This window comes from Porphyrobacter sp. TH134, from assembly GCF_002855495.1.
In the GTDB taxonomy this organism is placed as follows: Bacteria; Pseudomonadota; Alphaproteobacteria; order Sphingomonadales; family Sphingomonadaceae; genus Erythrobacter.
In genome coordinates, this window is the sequence record NZ_PKRO01000003.1 from 20743 (window position 1) to 40675 (window position 19933).

The window sequence follows — 19933 nt, forward strand, 5'->3', positions numbered from 1 at the left end:
AGCCGTTGGGCAACGCCCAGCTGCGCTTCCGACAAGCTCAGGGCGAACGGGAAAGAGAGGTGCTTAAAACGCCAAAGCCTTGACCAGCTTCACGCCTTCGAGCTTCTCGGCCTCGGCGACCACATCTGCGGGCAGCGCCTCATCAAGGCTCAGCAGCAGCACCGCTTCCCCGCCCGCTTCGCGCCTGCCGAGGTTGAAGGTGCCGATATTGATCCCGCGCGCGCCCAGCAGCGTGCCGATGCGGCCGATGAAGCCGGGTTTGTCGTCGTTGACGATGTAGAGCATGTGGCCCGACAGTTCGGCTTCGATCCCGATGCCGAAGATTTCGACCAAACGCGGCGATTCCGTTCCGAACAGCGTGCCCGCAACCGAACGCGGCCCGGCAGCGGTTTCCACCGTCACCCGCACCAGCGTATTGAACGCACCGTCGCGGTCATGGCGGATCTCGCTGACATCCAGCCCGCGCTCCTTGGCGAGGAACGGCGCGTTGACCATGTTCACCGTGTCGGAATAGCGGCGCATGAAACCGCTCAGCACCGCAGCGGTGATCGGCTTGCCGTTGAGGTCAGCCGCCGCGCCTTCACGCTCGATGCTGATACGGGTGAGGTTGCCGTGCGCCAGTTGTCCCACAAGGCTGCCGAGCTTTTCGGCCAGCGCCATATAGGGGCGCAGCTTGGGCGCTTCCTCGGCGCTCAGCGACGGCACGTTGAGCGCATTGGTGACGCCGCCATTGACGAGGTAATCGGCGAGCTGCTCGGCCACTTGCAGCGCGACATTGACCTGGGCTTCGGTGGTCGACGCGCCAAGGTGCGGGGTGCAGATGAAGTTCGGCGCACCGAACAGCGGGTGATCGGCGGCGGGCGGTTCGGTTTCGAACACGTCCAATGCTGCGCCGGCGACCTGACCGCTTTCGAGGCAATCCTTCAATGCCGCTTCGTCAATCAGCCCGCCGCGCGCGCAGTTGATGATGCGGATGCCCTTCTTGGCATTCTCCAGCCGCTGCCGGCTGAGGATGTTGCGGGTCTCGTCCGTCAGCGGGGTGTGGAGCGTGACGAAATCGGCGCGGGAGAGCAGCGTGTCGAGATCGACCTTCTCCACGCCCATTTCAACCGCGCGTTCCTCGGTCAGGAAGGGATCATAGGCGATCACCTTCATCCGCAGGCCCAGCGCGCGGGTGGCGACGATCGAGCCGATATTGCCCGCGCCGATCAGGCCCAGCGTCTTGGCGGTGAGTTCCACGCCCATGAACCCGCTCTTGGGCCATTGGCCCGCCTGCGTCTGCGCGTTCGCTTCCGGGATCTGGCGGGCGAGCGCGAACATCAGGGCGATGGCGTGTTCGGCTGTGGTGATCGAGTTGCCGAACGGGGTGTTCATCACCACCACGCCCTTCGACGAGGCGTAGGGGATGTCGACATTGTCCACCCCGATCCCGGCGCGGCCAATCACCTTGAGGTTGGTCGCGGCATCGAGGATCGCCTTGGTCACCTTGGTCGAGGAGCGGATGGCGAGGCCATCATAGTCAGCGATGCGGGCGATCAGCTGCTCCGGCGTTTCGCCGGTGATCACATCAACATCGCAGCCGCGCTCTTCAAAAATGCGCGCGGCATTGGGGTCCATCTTGTCGGAAATGAGAACTTTGGGCTTCTGGGACATTTGTTTTTCCCTTCGTCATGCTGAACCTGTTTCAGCATCCATCGAGCCTCCGAAACCGAGGTCCGATGGGGAGAAATGGACCCTGAAACGAGTTCAGGGTGACGGGATTGGCTAGGTAGAGACGGACGGCGATCAGCCGTTCTTGACCTTCTCGTAGGCCCATTCGATCCACGGCAGCAGGCGCTTGATATCCTCCTGCTCGACGGTCGAACCGCACCAGATGCGCAAGGACGGCGGCGCATCGCGGTAGCCGTTGAAGTCGAAGCCGACATTGCGTTCTTCGAGCAGCTTGACGATTTTCTTGGGCACGCCCGCCTTGTCGTCATCCGAGAGCGCATCGTACCATTCGCCCTGAAACACCATGCAGACGCCGGTGTTGGTCTGCTGCGCCGGATCGGACGCCATGTTGCGCAACCACGGGGTGGCCTCGATCCAGTCCTTGACGATTCTAGCGTTCGCATTGGCGCGTTCGACCAGCGCCTTGCGCCCGCCGATGCTCTTGGCCCACTCCAGCGCCGCAATGTAATCTTCGGTCGCCAGCATCGAAGGGGTGTTGATCGTCTCGCCAGCAAAGATGCCGAGGTTGATCTTGTTGCCCTTCTTCATGCGGAACAGCTTGGGCATCGGCCACGGCGGATCGTAGCTTTCGATGCGGGCAACGGCTTTCGGCGACAGGATCAGCATCCCGTGCTGCGCTTCGCTGCCCATCACCTTCTGCCACGAATAGGTCGTGGCATCCAATTTCGACCAGTCCATTTCCTGCGCGAAGATCGCGCTGGTAGCGTCGTTGATGGTGATCCCTTCGCGCCCAGCTTCGAGCCAGTCGGTATTGGGGATCATCGCGCCGCTGGTGGTGCCGTTCCAGGTGAAGACCACGTCATTGCGCTGCGGGATGGTGGTGAGATCGGGGATCTCGCCGTAATCGGCGGTCAGCACCTGCAGGTTGGGCAGCTTGAGCTGCTTGACCGCGTCCTGAATCCAGATGTTGCCGAAGCTCTCCCACGCGGCGACCGTAACCGGGCGCGCAGGATCGAGCATCGCCCACATGGCCGCTTCGATCGCGCCGGTGTCGGACGCGGGCATGATGCCGATCAGGTAATCATCGGGAATGCCGAGCAACTCGCGCGACAGGTCAATCGCGTACTTCAGCCGCGCCTTGCCCAGCGCCGAGCGGTGCGAGCGACCAAGCGATTCGGTTTTGAGCTTGTCCAGCGACCAGCCGGGGAATTTCGCCGTCGGGCCCGAGGAAAAGAAGGGGCGTTCAGGCTTAAGCGTCGGCTCGTGTGCGAGCCCGCGTGCGTACTCAGTCATGTATTCTCTCCTTGCAGAGAGCTCGCGCGGCGTTGGGACCGCGTGGCCCGCTCGCCGCTCTAGTGGCGGGCTGTGACAAGTCAATGAATAAACGGCCAGAGCGTGAAACAGCGCCGCATCGCCCCTCGCCAAGCGCCCGAAATGTTACTAATCAGGCCGCTCCATGGAAACGTCCGACCTTCGCATTGCCCTGTTCAGCGGCAACTATAACTACACCCGCGACGGGGCCAATCAGGCGTTGAACCGCCTGGTCGGCTCGCTGCTGGGCCAAGGCGCGAAGGTGCGCGTCTACTCCCCCAAGGTTGCCCGTCCCGATTTCGAGCCGACCGGCGATCTGGTCGGCGTGCCCAATGTGCCGATGCCGGTGAAGGGACGCGGAGAATACCGCATGCCGACCCATCTGGGCGCTGCGGTGAAGCGCGATCTGGCGGCATTTGCGCCCAATATCGTCCACCTGTCCTCACCCGATCCGTCGGCCCATGCCGCGCTGCGCTGGGCGCGCAGCCACGACATCCCGGTGCTGGCCAGCGTGCACACCCGGTTCGAAACCTATCCGCGCTATTACAACATGGCTTTCCTCGAACCGCTGATCGTCAAGGGCCTGCGCCGGTTCTACAACCGCTGTGATGCGCTGGTCGCGCCGTCGCAGTCGATGATCGACGAATTGCTGGCGATGGGGATGCACGCCGATATCGGCTTGTGGAGCCGGGGCGTGGACCGCACGATCTTTTCCTCCGCCCGCCGCGATCCCGAATGGCGGCGCAGCCTCGGCCTGGCGGATCATGACGTTGCGATCGTGTTCCTCGGACGGCTGGTGATGGAAAAAGGCCTCGATGTCTTTGTCGAAACCATCACGCAGCTGCGCGCAGCCGGCGCGAGCCATAAGGTGCTGGTGATCGGTGATGGCCCCGCGCGCGGTTGGTTCGAAGCCAATCTGCCGGGCGGTATCTTTGCCGGATTCAAGACCGGCCCGGACCTCGGCCAGGCGCTCGCCAGCGGCGATGTGTTCTTCAACCCCAGCGTCACCGAAACCTTCGGCAATGTCACGCTGGAAGCGATGGCAAGCGGGCTTCCCGTGGTCGCCGCAGGGGCAACCGGCAGCGCCAGCCTTGTCGCTGACGGTGTGACCGGGCGGTTGGTTGCGCCGTCGGGCCACAAGGACAGCGATGCCGCCGCCTTTGCCGCAGCCCTCGCCCCCTATTGCAACGACCCCGCCTTGCGCGCCGCCCACGGGGCTGCGGGGGAAACGCGGGCGTGCAATTACAGCTGGGAAGCAATCAACGCTGTGGTTGCCGAAACCTATATCCGCCTGATCGAAGCGCGCCGTAAAACGGCTTAGCGCAGCACGCCTGCCGCGGTCATGCGGCGCGCGTAAACCAGCAGGAACAGCGTCACCACCCAGATCGCCAGATCAAGTCCGGGCGACTGCATGTCGGCCGGCATTTCGATCATGGCGTAGTGATAGAAGGTCACCGCAGCCAGACCGGCAAGCGCAACCATCACTGCGGCCACCGCCCATTTTGATCGTAGCAGGATCAGCACCGATCCGGCGAAGGCGCCCCACACGCCCAACGCCCAGAAGGCGCTGACCCATGCCGGGTAGCTTTCCATGAAGGCAATCTGGCTGGGCGTAAGCCCCATTTCGGCCAGCATCCCGAGCTTGGTTGTCAGGTAACTGATGATGCCCATTGTGTTGAACACCAGCGTAAGCAGCCCCACCAGCCACAGATGCGATGGCGTTCTTTTTCGGCGGTTACCGATAATTGCCATGATCTCCCCCCGTCCGGCGCGACCCGAACGGGGGGAGAATATTCCCAACTTGCATCAACCGCAATCGCTCACAGGCGTTCGATCCGCTTGGCCATCTCGTCGATCATATCGACAATCTCGTTGATGGTCCGCTCGTCGAGCTTGCCCGCCCGTGCACGGTTCTTCAGCACAGAGCCGAGGTTGCCCATTGCGCGGAACAGATCGTGCGAGCGGACCGTGCTGGTGCGTTCGCCGTGACGGCCAAGGCGGCGCATCAATTCTTCGACCTCGTCCTTACGGGTATCGAGTTCGTCCTGACCCTGCCGGGTTACGGCAAAGGGCTTCTTCGCGCCTTCGGCCTCGGCCTCTTCGATCGCTCCTTCATCTTCGAGCAGTTGCAGCGTCGGATAGACCGCGCCGGGGCTGGGCGCATAGGCGCCGCCGGTCATTTCCTCGATGCCCTTGATAAGCTCGTACCCGTGCGAGGGGTTTTCCGCGATCAGGGCCAGCAACGCGAGGCGCAGTTCGCCTTGCGCAAACATCCGCCCGCGCCGGCCACGACGGCCGGGGCCGCGTTCATCACCCTCGCCATCGGCCTCACCGTCGCTACGCCAGCGCGCCTTGAAGCCCTTGTCGAAGGCCGGTCCGCCAAAGTTCATGTTGCCGGCGTTGTTCATCGCCATTGTTGCCATTGCTTCAGCGAACTTTTCCCAGCCGCCACCGCGGCCATATCTGTTCCAGGTCATGTGATCCTCCTTCACGCTCAAGATACATCAAAGATATATCTTAGACCTATCTTCGCAAGGGCTGCGCGCGCATGAGGTTTTCTTTTCCGCCCGAAGCCCTATCACGCCCGACGAATGGCTGATTTGTTCGGACAAGACGCCCCCGAGGCTCCGCGCGGCGATGGCGCGCCCGCCGCCGATGCGCCGTTAGCCGACCGGCTGCGCCCGCAATCCCTCGCCGAAGTGGTGGGGCAAGAACATCTGACCGGCCCCGAAGGCGCAATCGGGCGGATGGTCGCCGCTGGCCGCCTTGCCAGCATGATCCTGTGGGGACCGCCCGGCACCGGCAAGACCAGCATTGCGCGGCTGCTGGCGGACGCGGTGGGGATGCGGTTTGCCGCGATCAGCGCGGTTTTCTCCGGCGTGGCGGACCTGAAGAAGGTCTTTGCCGAGGCCGAGAAAACGGCCAGCACCGGCCGCAAAACGCTGTTGTTTGTGGACGAGATTCACCGCTTCAACCGCGCGCAGCAGGACGGCTTTCTCCCCTATGTCGAACGCGGGGTGGTGACGCTGGTGGGGGCTACCACGGAAAACCCCAGCTTCGCCTTGAACGCCGCGCTGCTATCCCGCGCGCAGGTGTTGGTGCTGAACCGGCTGGACGAAGCGGCGCTGGCGATGCTGCTCGCCAAGGCGGAAGGTTTGGAAGGCCCCCTCCCTGTGACCCCGGAAGCGCGCGCCGCGATGATTACCGGGGCCGATGGCGACGGGCGGTTCCTGCTGGGGCAGGCCGAGACTTTATATGCCGCAGGGCTGGCCCAGCCGCTCGACCCGGCGGCGCTCGGCGCGTTCCTGCAACGCCGCGTGGCGGTGTATGACAAGGACCGCGACGGGCATTACAACCTCATCAGCGCCCTGCACAAAGCGGTGCGCGGAAGCGATCCGCAGGCCGCCCTTTATTACCTCGCCCGGATGCTGACCGAGGGCGAAGAACCGCTGTTCCTTGCCCGGCGGCTGGTGCGCATGGCGGTGGAGGACATCGGCCTTGCCGATCCCCACGCCCTGCCGCAGTGCATGGCCGCGATGGAGGCTTACCGTTTCCTCGGCAGCCCGGAAGGCGAGCTGGCACTGGCGCAGGCGTGCCTCTACCTTGCCACCGCGCCCAAATCCAACGCGGTCTATGCGGCGCAAAAGGCCGCATGGAAAAGCGCGAAGGAGACCGGCAGCCTCGCCCCGCCCGCCAACATCCTCAACGCGCCGACCAAGCTGATGAAGGATATCGGTTACGGCGAAGGCTATACCTACGACCACAACACGGCCGAAGGGTTCTCGGGCGACAATTACTGGCCTGACGGCATGACGCCGGAACGGTTCTACACGCCGGTGGAGCGCGGGTTCGAGCGTGAGGTGAAAAAGCGGCTGGATTACTGGGACAAGCTGCGGAGCGAACGCGGGTGACCGGCTTTACGCATTTTCTCGCGGTCGATTGGTCAGGCGCCAAGGGCGTGCGGCAGAAAGGCATCGCGGTGGCAGTCGCGCTGGCAGATGGCGGGCCGCCGGTGCTGGTCACCCCGCCCGATCCCAAAGGCTGGGCGCGTAGCGACGTGCTGGCGCGCTTACGCGATCTGCCGGGTGCAACGCTGGTGGGCCTCGATCTCGGGATCAGCCTGCCGCACGCCGATGCGGGGGCGTTTTTTCCCGGCTGGGACGCCAGCCCCGCCGATGCGCGGGGGCTATGGGCGCTGATCGACGCGCTGTGCGAAGGTGATCCGAACCTTGAGGCAGGCGGCTTTGTCACCCACCCGCAAGCCTCGCGTTATTTCCGCCACGGCGCGGGGCTGGAAGGCGACCGCTTTCTCATCCCCGGTGCCGCCACGCGCGAGGGGCGTTTCCGGGTGGCCGAAGCCGCCCAGCGCCAGCAGGGCGTGCGGCCGGTGAGCAATTTCAACCTCGTGGGCGCAGCGCAGGTCGGCAAATCAAGCCTGACGGGCATGCGGATGCTGCACCGGCTGGGCGGCAAAGTGCCAGTGTGGCCGGTTGACCCGTTGCCCGCCGAAGGCTCGGTCATCACGGAGATTTACACGTCGGTCGCGGCGCGGCTGGGCGGCGTGACCGGGGCCGCCACCAAACTGCGCAGCTACGGCGCGCTGAACGATGCGCTGGACGTGCTCGGCTCACCGCCGGTCGCCGGAACCGGGGCCATCGACGATCACTCGTCAGACGCCCTGCTGACCGCCGCGTGGCTGCGCCATGTCCATGCCATCGGCGATCTGTGGCACCCCAGCAGCCTCACCGCCGAAATCGCCCGCACCGAAGGATGGACATTCGGTGCGGTTTAGTCCGCCCGCCGCACCGGACTGCGATTGTGGTCACAATTGTCACGCAAGTGACACCAAAGCGACATAGAGGCGCGGTCGTCGGCACCCGGCGGTGCCAGCCAACCTGCAAAGGCACTTGTTCATGTCGTTCGTTTCGAGGCACTGCTCCCCTGCCGTTATCGCGCTCACCCTGCTGGCCAGCGTCAGCAGCACCGCAGCGCAGGCGCAGAGCGCCCCTGCCCCCGTATCAGCGGACGATCAGGCCCGCACGATTGCCGATCTGCAACGGCAGATTGACGAATTGAAGGCGATCGTCACCGCGCTCCAGACAGCGCAGAGCGCGCCTGCTGCGGCACCCCCGCCGGCAATGGCGGTGCCCGCACCGCTGATGGCGCAGGCAGAGCCGCAGGCCGCGCCGTCCGCTCCGGCCTCCGTGCCGGAAGGCAATCCCAGCTTCGCCGCCGCTGCCGCGCCTGCACCCAAGAGCAAGGCATGGTACGAAAAACTGCGGCTGCGCGGTTACACCCAGATGCGGTTCAGCCAGATCGTCTCCGGCGATGCCGATGCACCCGCTGGTGTTTCGCGCCTGCGATCCATCCACGACAGCGCGGTCAACGCCGACAGCAATTTCAGTTTCCGCCGTCTGCGCATGGTCATCCAGGGCGATCTGAACGACCACGTATCGCTCTATTTCCAGCCCGATTTTGCCGCCGCTGTATCCAACCAGTCGGTGGGCGAGCGGCGCGAGGGGACGGTGTCCCTGCGCGACATGTATGCCGATGTCTTCCCTTTCGATGACAAATCCTTCCGCATCCGGCTGGGCCAGTCGAAGGTACCCTATGGCTGGGAAAACATGCAGTCCTCGTCCAACCGCCTCGCGCTGGACCGGACCGATGCGATCAATTCGGCCGCTCCGGGCGAGCGCGATCTTGGCATTGTTGCCTATTACACCCCGCCGCGCGTCCAGGCGATCTGGGACCGGCTGGCCGATGATGGGCAGAAACTTTTCGGCAATTACGGCGCATTCGGGTTCGGGGTCTTCAACGGGCAGGGCCTCAACCGCACCGAGACTGACAATGACGTGATGCTGGTGGGCCTTGCGACCTGGCCGTTCGAACTGGACGGTCTGGGGCTGGACGGACAAGTGTTGGAGCTGGGCGGTGCGATCATGCGCAACACCATCCGCCCGGAAATCCGCACCGGCGGGGTCAGCCCGGCCGGGCTCAAGGATGACCGCGTCGGCGTGCATGCGATCCTATACCCCCAGCCCTTTGGTATCCAGGCGGAATGGAACTGGGGTACGGGGCCGGAATTCGTCCCCGCCAGCGGCCGGATCGAAGAGCGCCCGCTCAATGGCGGCTATGTGCAAGCGATGGCCAAGATCGACAACTCGCCGATCGGCCCGTTCTATCCCTTTGCCCGCTGGCAGTATTATCGCGGCGGCTTCAAAGGCGCGATCAACGCGCCCCGGCTGGAGACCGAAGAGCTGGAGCTGGGCTTCGAGTTCAACCTTGATCCAGCGCTTGAACTGACCGCAACCTACGGCTGGGCATCCCGCAAGGAAGCTGACGAGCGCCGCCTCGGGCAAGCCGAAGGACAGATCCTGCGCATTCAGGCGCAATGGAACTATTGAAAACGGCGCGTGTTGCAGCCGCCAGACCCTTGAGGGCGCGGCCGTTTGCCGCTAGGGCGCGACCTATTGATGTGCCGGCTTAGCTCAGTTGGTAGAGCACCTGATTTGTAATCAGGGGGCCACGGGTTCGAATCCTGTAGCCGGCACCAGGTTTTACCCCTCACCCCAGCTTTAGGAAAAACTCCTCGCGCTCACGGCGCAATTGCGCCGGGCTGAGCGCTGCCAGTCCGGCCAATTCGGCGCGTAAGGCCAGCGCCAAGCGCTTGACTGTCTCGCCTGCATCACGATGCGCGCCGCCGCGCGGTTCGTAGACGATGCGGTGGATCACGCCGAGTTTGAGGAGGTCCGCCGCCGTCACCCGCATTGCCTCGGCCGCGGTGGCCGCTTGCGCAGCGCTGCGCCACAGGATCGAGGCGCAGCCTTCGGGCGAGATCACCGAATAGACCGCGTGTTCCAGCATCAGCACCCGGTTGGCTGCCGCCAGCGCCACCGCGCCGCCCGATCCGCCTTCGCCGATGATCACTGCGATCAATGGCACACCCAAGGCGAGGCACGCCTCGGTCGAGCGGGCGATGGCTTCGGCCTGCCCGCGCGCCTCGGCATCGACGCCGGGGAAGGCGCCGGGGGTGTCCACCAGCGTCACCACGGGGAGGCCGAAACGGTCAGCGAGTTCCATCAGCCGGATCGCCTTGCGATAGCCTTCGGGCCGCGCCATGCCGAAATTGTGCCTGAGGCGCCCCGGCGTATCCTCGCCCTTCATGTGGCCGATCACCATGACCTTGCGCCCCTCGAAGCGGGCAAAGCCGCCGATGATCGCCTGATCGTCGTCGAACACTCGGTCGCCCGCGATGGGCAGGAAGTCCTCGAACAACCCCGCTACCAGCTTCTCGAACCGCGGGCGCTGGGGATGGCGGGCGACGAGCGTGCGCTGCCATGGGGTCAGCCGCGCATAGGTGTCCGCAAGCAGCTTGTCCGCCCGCTCGGCGAGCATCCGCGCCTCGGCCACGCCTTCGGGCAGGGCGGACAGCTCTGCCACATGCTTGTCGAGTGCCTCGATCGGCTTCTCGAAGGGCAGGTACTGGATCATCCCTGCACTTCTATCACACCGTCATCGACATGCCGCGATAGATCCGCGCACGGTAACGCGAATCTTCCGCATCCGGCAGCGGCGCGCCAACCAGCAGCACCGCGCGGGCGAAACGGCGGACCTCTTCGAGATGCTCGTCGAGATCGCGCGGTTCTTCCGATTGCACCCGTCGCGTGAGGTTGATCTGGTTGACCGGCACATCATGCACCAGCCGCTCGTTTTCCACGGCAAGGGTTGCGGTGAAGGCGTGGAGCGTGGTCTTGATGAAGTTGGCTAGGGCAAAGGCAGGGGACTTGTCGCCCATCGGCACGTCCGGGCTGGTCAGCACCAGCTGGCAATCGTCATACAGGGACGCGCGGCGCGACACGCGGAAGTGGTGGGTGAGGTTGTCCTCGACCACTTGGCGGAACTCCTCGGGGGTGAGCGGATCGGCGGTGTCGAACAGCTTACCGGGAAGCGCGGCAAAGGGCGTCGAAAGGATCGTCGTGGGACGGCCCCAGGCGATCAGCGCCTCGTCCATCGCGGCCTCGATATCGGTCGAGACCACCAGCGAGGTCAGCGCCTCGGCGGTTTCGGCATCGAGCTGCGCCTTGATCGCCTCGAAGCCTTCGGCGGTGCGAGTGATCATCACCACGTTGGCGGCATGGCAATCCTCGATAAAGGCGCGCGCGGTTTCGGCGAGGTAATCGGCAAGGTGTTCACCGATGATCCACACCGTCTTGCCCCGCATCTGATCGAGCCGTTCCTGCTTGGGGCTGCCGAACAATTCGCGCTCGGTGGTCGAGCGTTCGACGCTGAGGCCGCCCGAGGGCATGAAGGTCTCGCCCGAAACGGCGCGGTCGGCGAGGAAGAAGACCGTGGCCTGCGCGACGTCATGCTCGGTCGGCATCTTGCCGAGATAGAGCTTGGAGAGCACCCCGCTGCCGACCTTCTTGGCCTCGATGGCGATCTTGTCGGCGGGCAGGAAGGGTGCGTCCTCGGGCGGCACGCGAAGCAGCCAGTCGGCGTCAGCCTCGGGCGTGGCCGGGCGGTCGTTCCATTCGGGCGCATCGAGGAACAGGCCCGCCTGCCTGAGGCGGCTGACCAGCGCGGCGGCGATGCCGGGGGTGAGCAGGTACTGGTCCCAGGTGCAGGTGCCATCGCCCTCGCGCGCGCAGGCCAGCGCCAGTTCGCGCAGTTCGTGCGGGTTGTTGGTGTCGTGGCTCATCTTGGTGGTGTCATTGCGCGCGAGCCGCGCCAGCACCGCCTCGACCCTGACCCCGCGCCGGATCGCCTTGATCGCGGCGGCGTGGACAGCATTCAACCGCTTGTTTTCAAGGATCAGCTTGCCGCGCCGCTCGAAAAGGCCGGGCTTGCCGCCGGTGCCCGACAGGCGATCCCCATCGACCGGCCCGGGCGCGATCGCGTTGAATTGCACCTCGGGGCCGAGATAGCGCGCCATCGATTCCACCATCGCGCGCTGCCCCGCCTTGGACACGGCGTAATCCGCCCGGTTGGGATAGGCGACCGCAAGATACTTCTCGCCCCCGAAATAGGACGAGACATTGAGGATGTAGCCCGATCCTTGCGCCTTCATCAGCGGGGCGACGTGGTGCATCAGGAAGTAGTTCGACACGAGGTTCGCATCGAGCGTGTAATTCCAGGCGTCGACCCCCATGTCGACGACCATGTCTTCCGCGCCCGCGACCCCGGCGTTGTTGATGAGGTAATCGATCCGCCCGAAGGCCTTCAGCGTCGCGTCGACCGCGCCCTTGAGGCTCTCGAAATTGCTGACATCGACATTGGCGAGGGTCTGCACCCGGCGCTCGACACCGGCGAAACCGATGTCCTCAAGCTCGGAAACGATCCGCGCGCGGGCGACAGCCAGCTCGCTTTCGCGCCGCGCGACCATCATCACCTTGCCGCCGGCCAGCGCCAGCAGACGCGCGACCTGTCCGCCAATACCCGCCGATCCCCCGGTGATAAGCGCGACTTTACCCAGATGCAGCCCGGTGATGTTCTCGGAGAAGCCGGGCATCGCCTTGCGCGCGCCGGTCGCCTCACCGATGTTGGCGGGGACGTAGAGCGTGATCTCGCCGAGCTTGCTTTCCTTGAGCAGGATCCGCGCGGCGTGGCCCGCGGTGAAGCGGATGTTCTCGGCTTCGGTGTTGGTGAAGCGCACGATCTGGTTGCCCCACTCCGCTTGCCGACGACGTCCATGCGCGGTGTCGATCTCGGATTCGTCGCGCCAGATACGGATCAGCTGTTCGGTCGCAGCGCGCAGGATGTGGCCATAGATGTCGCCCTTCCCGTCGCTGGCGTGGCTGACAAACACGAAGCGCGGCGGCTGCAGCAGATTGTCGTGCCGCTTCCAGTAGCGGCTCATAGTGCGGGCGAGCGCCATGTTGCCGGCGAGTTCGGCGTCCATCAACGCCTCGACCACAGAATCATCCGCCTCGGTGATCGCGCCCGCCAATTCGCCCGCGCTCAGCGCAGGCAGGAACAGCGCGCCACTGACCGGCGTGCCGCCCTTGGTGTAATCCTCCAGCGCCTCTTCCATCCCCGCCGGGTCTTTCCGGCTAAAGCGGATGATGGCGAGCTTGTCGGACAGGCCAAGCGCAGCGCAACGCTTCTCGGCGATGGCAACGTCGGCTGCGCGCGGCAGGCCAAGGACGACCTCCGCCCCGCAGGCCAGCTGCACTTGCGCGATTTCCAGCGCCTCTTCGAAATTGTCGCCGGCCGCGATCAGCACGGCCAAACCCGTACCGTCCATCGAACGCATGGTCGGGCGCGCCAGATAGGTCGAGCGTTGCTCCTTGCGCACGCTCATCCCATGGGTGACCTCGAAATCGTGGCCATTGTAAGCCGCGCTCTCATCGCTGCCGAGGAACACGCAGGTCGTCGCAATGTCGGTGGGCGTCGGGAAGGTCTTGGCCTTGTCGTTCCCGCCCGTTGCGCGTTCGAGGCTCATCATGTCGAAGAACTGCGTCGCAGTGGTGCCCGCCGCATCGCCGCGCGCAGTGTCCATCGCGGCGAAGACATTGCGGATGCGCTCGCTCTCGATCGGGCCGGGGTAGACGAGATTGACGCGGATGCCCTTGGGGCCAAGTTCCAGCGACAATTCGCGGCTCCACGCATTCATCGCCGCCTTGGGGACCACATAGGCCGCGCGGGCGTAATAAGGCGTGCGGCTGAAGATGGTCGAGACATTGATGATCGAGCCGCCCTCAGGGATATGCTCCGCCGCGACCCGCGCGACGTTCCAGGCGACGCCGAAGATGTTGCGCAGCGCCTGCCCCACGGTCTCGCTGTCGGTGCTGCCGGTCTTCTGGAGCGCCGCCAGCTCCTCCGCCGAAAGCGGCAGGTTTTCGATCGGCTGCTTGGGCCCGGCGCTGCCGGCGTTGTTGACCAGAATGTCGATACGCCCGAATTGCTTCACCACCTCTGCAATCGCCGCCCGCACCGAGGCGATGTCGCCGCCATCCAATGCCACCGTCGTGAGCCGCGCCGCGTCCGCGCCGGTCGCCTTCAAGAGCGCCTCGGCCGCCGCCTTGGTGCGGTCGGGCGTGCGGCCCGTCATGACCACGGTTGCGCCTTCTGCAAGGTAGTGGGTGACGATATGCCCGCCGAGATTGCCCGCCGCACCCGTGACGACCGCGATCTTGCCGGCAAGGCGGCCCGGAATATCGCCTTGCAGAGCAGGCGCAGCGGCAACGGCTTTCGGTTTGGCCATGTCTCTCTCCTCACAGAATTACCGCGAAGCAGCGCTTCGCTTTGCGTTTCGTTCATTCTCTGGGGAGGAGAGGGAAGAACGTTTCAAAAAGTGCAATGCACGAGCTAGCCGTCCGGTTCCCCGCTCGCCTGCGCCGCCCATGCTTCGAGCAGCGCGTCGCGGCTTCTGAGGCCCATTTCGGGGAGCGCGTGGTTGACCACGTAGGTGGACCCGGTGTGCCGGTTGTCCCACATCGCCTGATGCGCTTCCGGCAACCCGTCCCACGGCACTACCTCAGGCTCGGTCACTTCGAGCAGGCCCGCCGCGATCATGTCGTTCATTCGCGCGACCTCGTAGGCGTTGCACAGGTGCGTGCCGAAGATCTGCGCGGTGGGCATGTAGATGCGCCGCTGGCGGGTCCAGACCTGCGGGGCGTAGAAGGTGAAGCGGCAGCCGGTCAGGTCTTCTGCAAAGATCACGCGGCCCGTGAAGGGCTTGACCAGCGAGGTCGAGATGCCGAGCGTGTCCTGCCCGGCCCGCTCGAACACCAGATCGGGGCTGCCGCGCGGATTGTCGGGCGAGCGCAGGATCTTGCCCACCGCCGAACCGAAGGGCTTCATCACCCGGTCCTGATAGTCGCGCACCGCCGCCTTGAAGACCTCGATATCGGCCTTGGCGTCGGGCAGGCGCGGCATGGTGTCGGGCCAGTGGAAATTCGCCCCCTCGCGGCGGCGGATGCTTTCAAGGGAGACGATCCCTTCAATCGCGTCCTCCAGCCCCAGCGATTGCAGGAACTCGCGCTGGCCATCGGTGGTGGTGGCGATGACGCTCTTAGCGTTGAAGCGGCGCGCGGCCTCGATCATTTCGAGGCCGGTTTCATCGAGCAGTTCGGATGAACCCGGCCCGTAGAAGATCAGCACTGCCTCGCCCCCGCGCAGGGCCGCACGGCGGAGCATTTCCTCAGGGCTGGCCGTGCCCGGCTTGCCCATGAAACTGAAGTGGTAGCCGGATGATGCGCCGTAAAACGCCAGCGTGCCGCCTTCGGCCAGCAGCTGAAACGAGCGCGGGAAGGCGGTCTCGCCCGCGTGGCTGACCACATAGTCGGCGAGCTTTCCGCCGTTGAGCGCCTTGTATGCCTCGACCAGCGGAGCGCCTGCGGCTTCCCACGCCTGCGCTTGCGATGTGTCTTCCGGAACCACCGAGTAGAGGTCAGCGAACCGCGCATCCTTGCGGTTGATCGCCCCGACTGCGCCCTGCACCTTGGTGATGAACGCCGCGCGTTCCTCCGAGGACACCAGCCCCGTCACCTGCAATCCGGTACGCACCGAGCTTCGCAGCGCATCCAGCCCCGTCCCCGTCGCCGCGCCCTCGACGAACAGAGTCCGCCCCGGCGCGATCTGCAAGGTGGTGAACAGACAGCGCGCGATGGTGCCAAGGTTCAGCACATAACTCCCCGCCTGCTCCAGCGTGAGGTCAGGCGGCACCTTGTGCATCTGAGGCGCTTGGACTGTCAGGAACTGCGCATGGCTGCCCGTCTCGGTCTCGTAGCCCTGGATCGAGAAGTCCGCATACATCGGGTCATGGCCGACCAGCGGCGAGAGCAAGTCATTGGTGCCGGAATAGACCGTCACCAGATCGCCGACCTTGATCCGCCCCTGCGCCCGCGTCTCGCTGCCCAGCGCCGCGACCAGCGCGATGCCACCCGATCCGGTGATCTGCACGTCTTCCTCATGCGCATCGAAGGGCGAAACCGGGATGCCGGTCAGCGCCCAGATATCGTTGAAGTTGACCTCGCTAGTCAGCATATAGAGCAGCGCCTCGTTGGGGGCGGGCTCCGGCACGCTGACGATCAGCTCCTTCTCATGGCTCGCGGGCGGGCCGAAGCGGGGCTGGCCGGTGTCGGGATCGCGGGCGATGCCGAAGGCGTATTGGTGGCTCGGGATCGGGGTCACGCCGGGATAGAACGGCGCGCCGACGGGGAGCAGATCGCCCGCCGCTTCCAAGGCTTGCGCCCGCATTTCATGCTCGGCGTCGATCCACACGCCATCGCGCCGCACCGGGAGCGGGGGCGCGACCTTGTCCATGAACTGCTTGATGCCGGTCTTGCCGCCCTCGGGGTCGACGATGGCCTCGGAGAACAGCCGCGCCTCGCGCGCCGTGCCTTGGGTGATGCCGTGTTCGAGGCCGGTGCGCACTGCGTCGAGCGCCCGCGCCCCCGCGACATCGCGGCCCGCCCAAGCAAGCTGCCGCAGGATGCGCTGGAGGAAATCGTCTTCCAGCACCGCATCCAGATCGATCTCAGCCGCGCTTTCCCAGCGCACTGTTGCAGCCTGCCGTTCCGCAAAGGCAAAGCCCAGGGCGCTGCCGGGGCCGTTCCTGACGAAATCGCGTACTGCGGCATGGGCGGCCGACAGCGCATCTTGCGCGCCATCAACCAGATGATCGACCACACCGATCGCCGCCGCTTGTTCAGCGGTGATGCTCCGCCCGCCCAAAATCAGGTCGAGCGCATCGCGCAGGCCCTCCGCGCCGCGCCGGTCGGCGAGCAGACGCGGCAGGCGCTGGGTGCCGCCATATCCGGGGAGCAAGCGCAGCCGGATTTCAGGCTGGCCGAAACGCGCCACCGGTTCTGCAATGCGGTAATGACACGCGAGCGCGAACTCCATGCCCCCGCCCAGTGCCACACCTTGCACAGCCGCGACGCAGGGCTTGTCCATGCTCTCGATCGTGCGGAAGGCGAGGTGCGCATTGTTGGGGAGCACCATCGCCTCGTCGACCGTGTGGATTTCCTCGAGCATCTGGCGGATGTCCGCGCCCGCAACGAAGGACGAAGTGCCCTCGCCGGTGAACACCACCGCGACCACGCTGTCATCGCGCGCCAGCGTCGATGTGACCATCACCAGCTCGTCAATCGCGCGTTCGTTCAGCGCATTGACGGGCGGGTTGGTGACGGTGACGGTCGCCACCTGCTTGCCGGGGGCCACGGTGTTGTATTGCACGAGGAAATAGCGGTGGCGGTCGAACAGCGCCTGTTCGTCACTCATGCGCTGCTTGCGCTGCCAATCGTTGATGACGGTGCGCAATTCGTCCAGCGCCTCGGGATTGCGCAGCGTCGTGACGTCGCCGACATCCTCTCCCACCACCAGTGCGCGGACCATGCGGCGCATGTACTTGCCCGAGCGGGTTTCGGGGAATTGCGAGACTTCGATAAAGTCAGCCGGCACAGCGACCGCGCCTTTCTCGGTGCGGACGAGATCGAACAGGCGTCGCTTGTCCTCATGCGTGAGCTTGCGGCCGGGGGCCGGCACCACGAAGGCGAGCGGGGTCAGCCCCTTCTCGCGGTGCGGCGCGCCGACCACCAGCACGTTGCCGACCGGCGAGTCCGGCGCAAGCGCCTTGTCGCGCAACACCGCGCCCTCGATCTCCTCGGTCCCCATGCGGTGGCCCGAGACATTGATGACGTCATCCGAGCGGCCATGCAGCGAGAACGAGCCGTCCTCATGCTGGATCGCGAAATCGCCCTGGGTGTAGGCCCATGCGCCCTTCCAGCGCCGCCAATAGCCTTCTTCCCAACGTTTGGCATCGCCGCGCCAGGCGGGATCGACGCGGCCATCGGCAACCTTGAAACCCGCGATATCACCCCAGATAGTGCGCGCGAGATAGGGGTAAGGCGCGGCGATGACGATCTCGCCTTTCTCGCCCACATCGGCCTTACGCCAGGAGACACCACCCTCGTCCGAACGCGCAAAGGGCGCATCGCCGCCCGAAGCGCTTTCATCCTCGACCCACACATCACCCACGATCCACGGCAGCGGATAGGCGTGCGCATCGGGACGCAGGGGGAAATCGTCATTCGCAAACATGTGCGTCCACGCGATCCCGCCGTGCTCGGTTGCCCAGTAGGAGTTGATGTAGCGCGGGGTGACGTGCTCCATCCCGAAGGCCTGCACGGATGGCGAGACAGGCTCGGCGCAGAAGGTCGCCACGCGCAGCCCGCTCATGTCATAGCGTTCCAGTTCGGCGAGGTTCGCCGGATCGGACATGATCGCCTTGAGGAACGTCACCCCAGCCTTGAAGATGCGGACCTTGTGCCGCTCGATCATCGAGGCAAAGCGGCCCGCGTGCGGGAACACCGGCGAGCCTTCGGACACCAGCGAGGTCACCCGCGTCATCAGCGGCGCGCAGATCAGGTAGCTCTGCCCGGTGATCCAGCCCGGATCGGCGACCACGAACAGCGTATCGCCGGGGCGCGCATCGAAGCTTGTCGCCATCGTTTCGGCCACGCCTGCGGCATAGCCGTGGCTATGCACGATCCCCTTGGGCTTGCCTGTGCTGCCCGAGGTGTAGATGAAGAACATCGGATAATCGGCGTCGACCGGCAGCGGCTTGGACGAAGCCCAGATCGCGCGGACGAAATCGGCGTCGGAGAGCGCCAGCACATCGGCCTCGGTCTGCACCGCAAACCCGGCGGCCCGTGCTTTCTCCAGCACTGTTACCAGCGCGGCGTCGGTCAGCTCATGGCTCCAGCGATCACGTTCCTCACGCCAAATGATGTCAGGCTGGTGCGTGTGGCGGCACACGATCACCGCTTCCACGCGCGGCGGCAGGGTGACGAGGCTGGAGGCAATCGCGATCCGCACCCGCGCAGCATCGGCAGAGGTTATCCGCCCCTCGGCGCCGAGATTGATCAGCGCCCGGCCCACCCCGCGCATCACGTCCGAACGGTCGACCGTGATCTCACCCGCCAGCGCCTCGCGCACCGTGTCGAGGATCGTGTCGTGCCCGCCTTCGGGCAGTTCCAGATCGAGCCCGCCGAGGATTTCCAGCGCCGTCGTCACCGGCACGAAATTGTCGAGCGCCGGGTCGGTATAGGCGTTCTTGAAGGCCGCGACCTGCGCGTTGCGGTAGCTGCCATCAGACGTGACGATCACCCGCGCCCCGGTATCGGCGATCCGGTCGGACAGGGTCTTGTCCGAGAACCCGCCGAACACCGCCGTATAGACCACGCCCATCCGCTTGGCCGCTTCGGTCCAGTAGATCTGCGGCACGATGCTCGGCATGTTGAGCGCCATGCGGTCGCCGGGCTTGAGGCCCAGCCCCTCCAGCGTAACCGCGCATTTCGCCACTTCGAGCAGCAACTGCTTGCGACTGATAGTGAAGCAGTCGATCGGCGCACCTTTGCCGCCGTTCGCGCTCATGTCCCAGCGGTCGCCTTCGAAGATCAGCGCGGCTTCATCGCCGTGGCCCGCCAACACATGGCGATCAAGTTCGCTGAAGGCCGCGTTGGTGCGACCGCCCACGAACCAGCGCCAGTGGGGGGCGTTCGAACCGTCAAACCCGGCTGCCCACGGAGTGAAGTCGGCAGGCAGATCGGGGCTGACCGGCGCGGCTGATACCGCATCCCAGCCATGCCAGCGGCCATCTGCATCCTTGGCAATCCACGCGCCGGAAGAGCCAAGATCAGCCACAAACCAATGCATGTTACGCGCCGCAATCGCACCGTGAAACGCGCCCGGATCAGCCAGAGCCGCCGCGCGCATTCGCTCCCAATCGCTGCGCGTGCGGACGGAATTGGTCAGCGCCGCTGGCGCCTTGGCTAGCATGGTATCGACAGAAATGACGCCGTCCCCCCCGGTAGTCGCTAAAATCGGCTGCGCGTGATCCCTGACACTTAGCCTTATGCAGCAAAATTACAGATGGCGGCCTTTGTCGGCAAGAAAATGCCAACTTGGCCACCCAAGCGCACAACGCAGCGTATCGGTAACGGTT

The 19933-nt window shown here is 65.3% G+C and carries 11 protein-coding genes and 1 tRNA gene; 5 read left to right on the top strand and 7 right to left on the bottom strand.

Translation table 11 applies throughout. From position 1 onward, the window contains the following. Positions 1–63: 63 nt before the first annotated feature. Both serA and C0V72_RS02150 read right to left on the bottom strand, forming a co-directional pair. A complete protein-coding gene (gene serA / locus C0V72_RS02145) occupies positions 64–1653 on the bottom strand; it encodes a phosphoglycerate dehydrogenase (protein WP_101791574.1) in 1590 nt (529 codons plus the stop codon). Between the two features lie 132 nt (positions 1654–1785). Then, positions 1786–2964 carry a phosphoserine transaminase gene (locus C0V72_RS02150; protein ID WP_101791575.1) on the bottom strand — a complete coding sequence of 393 codons (1179 nt, stop codon included), beginning with the start codon at positions 2962–2964 and terminating at the stop codon, positions 1786–1788. A 163-nt stretch (positions 2965–3127) separates the two neighbouring features. Here C0V72_RS02150 and C0V72_RS02155 point away from each other — a divergent pair, with 163 nt between their 5' ends. Continuing rightward, complete coding sequence (locus C0V72_RS02155; RefSeq protein ID WP_101791576.1) at positions 3128–4303, top strand: glycosyltransferase family 4 protein; 1176 nt, start codon at positions 3128–3130, stop codon at positions 4301–4303. On the opposite strand, the gene C0V72_RS02160 is transcribed toward C0V72_RS02155, so the two are convergent. After that, entirely contained in the window at positions 4300–4734 is a 435-nt protein-coding gene (locus C0V72_RS02160) for a hypothetical protein (RefSeq protein ID WP_101791577.1), read from the bottom strand. The two genes, C0V72_RS02155 and C0V72_RS02160, sit on opposite strands and share 4 nt — an antisense overlap. Before the next feature lie 68 nt (positions 4735–4802). Further along, positions 4803–5459, bottom strand: a complete 657-nt coding sequence (locus tag C0V72_RS02165) for a PadR family transcriptional regulator (RefSeq protein WP_101791578.1) — start codon at positions 5457–5459, stop codon at positions 4803–4805. Positions 5460–5573: 114 nt separating this feature from the next. Here C0V72_RS02165 and C0V72_RS02170 point away from each other — a divergent pair, with 114 nt between their 5' ends. From C0V72_RS02170 to C0V72_RS02185, 4 genes are all read left to right on the top strand, one after another. Then, positions 5574–6893: a replication-associated recombination protein A gene (locus tag C0V72_RS02170; RefSeq protein ID WP_101791579.1), complete on the top strand. Its 1320-nt coding sequence runs from the start codon at positions 5574–5576 to the stop codon at positions 6891–6893. Then, positions 6890–7774: a hypothetical protein gene (locus tag C0V72_RS02175; protein WP_101791580.1), complete on the top strand. Its 885-nt coding sequence runs from the start codon at positions 6890–6892 to the stop codon at positions 7772–7774. Before C0V72_RS02170 ends, C0V72_RS02175 begins: the two co-directional genes overlap by 4 nt. Positions 7775–7895: 121 nt before the next feature. Further along, positions 7896–9386 carry a porin gene (locus C0V72_RS02180; protein WP_101791581.1) on the top strand — a complete coding sequence of 497 codons (1491 nt, stop codon included), beginning with the start codon at positions 7896–7898 and terminating at the stop codon, positions 9384–9386. A 73-nt stretch (positions 9387–9459) separates the two neighbouring features. Beyond that, a tRNA-Thr gene (locus C0V72_RS02185) sits at positions 9460–9535 on the top strand. A gap of 11 nt (positions 9536–9546) precedes the next feature. On the opposite strand, the gene C0V72_RS02190 is transcribed toward C0V72_RS02185, so the two are convergent. From C0V72_RS02190 to C0V72_RS02200, 3 genes are all read right to left on the bottom strand, one after another. Next, a complete protein-coding gene (locus C0V72_RS02190) occupies positions 9547–10473 on the bottom strand; it encodes an acetyl-CoA carboxylase carboxyltransferase subunit alpha (protein ID WP_101791582.1) in 927 nt (308 codons plus the stop codon). Positions 10474–10486: 13 nt separating this feature from the next. Further along, a complete protein-coding gene (locus tag C0V72_RS02195; protein ID WP_101791583.1) occupies positions 10487–14185 on the bottom strand; it encodes an SDR family NAD(P)-dependent oxidoreductase in 3699 nt (1232 codons plus the stop codon). A gap of 104 nt (positions 14186–14289) precedes the next feature. Beyond that, positions 14290–19767 (bottom strand): AMP-binding protein, encoded by a 5478-nt coding sequence (locus tag C0V72_RS02200; protein ID WP_172438876.1) that lies wholly within the window; start codon positions 19765–19767, stop codon positions 14290–14292. Positions 19768–19933: the final 166 nt, after the last annotated feature.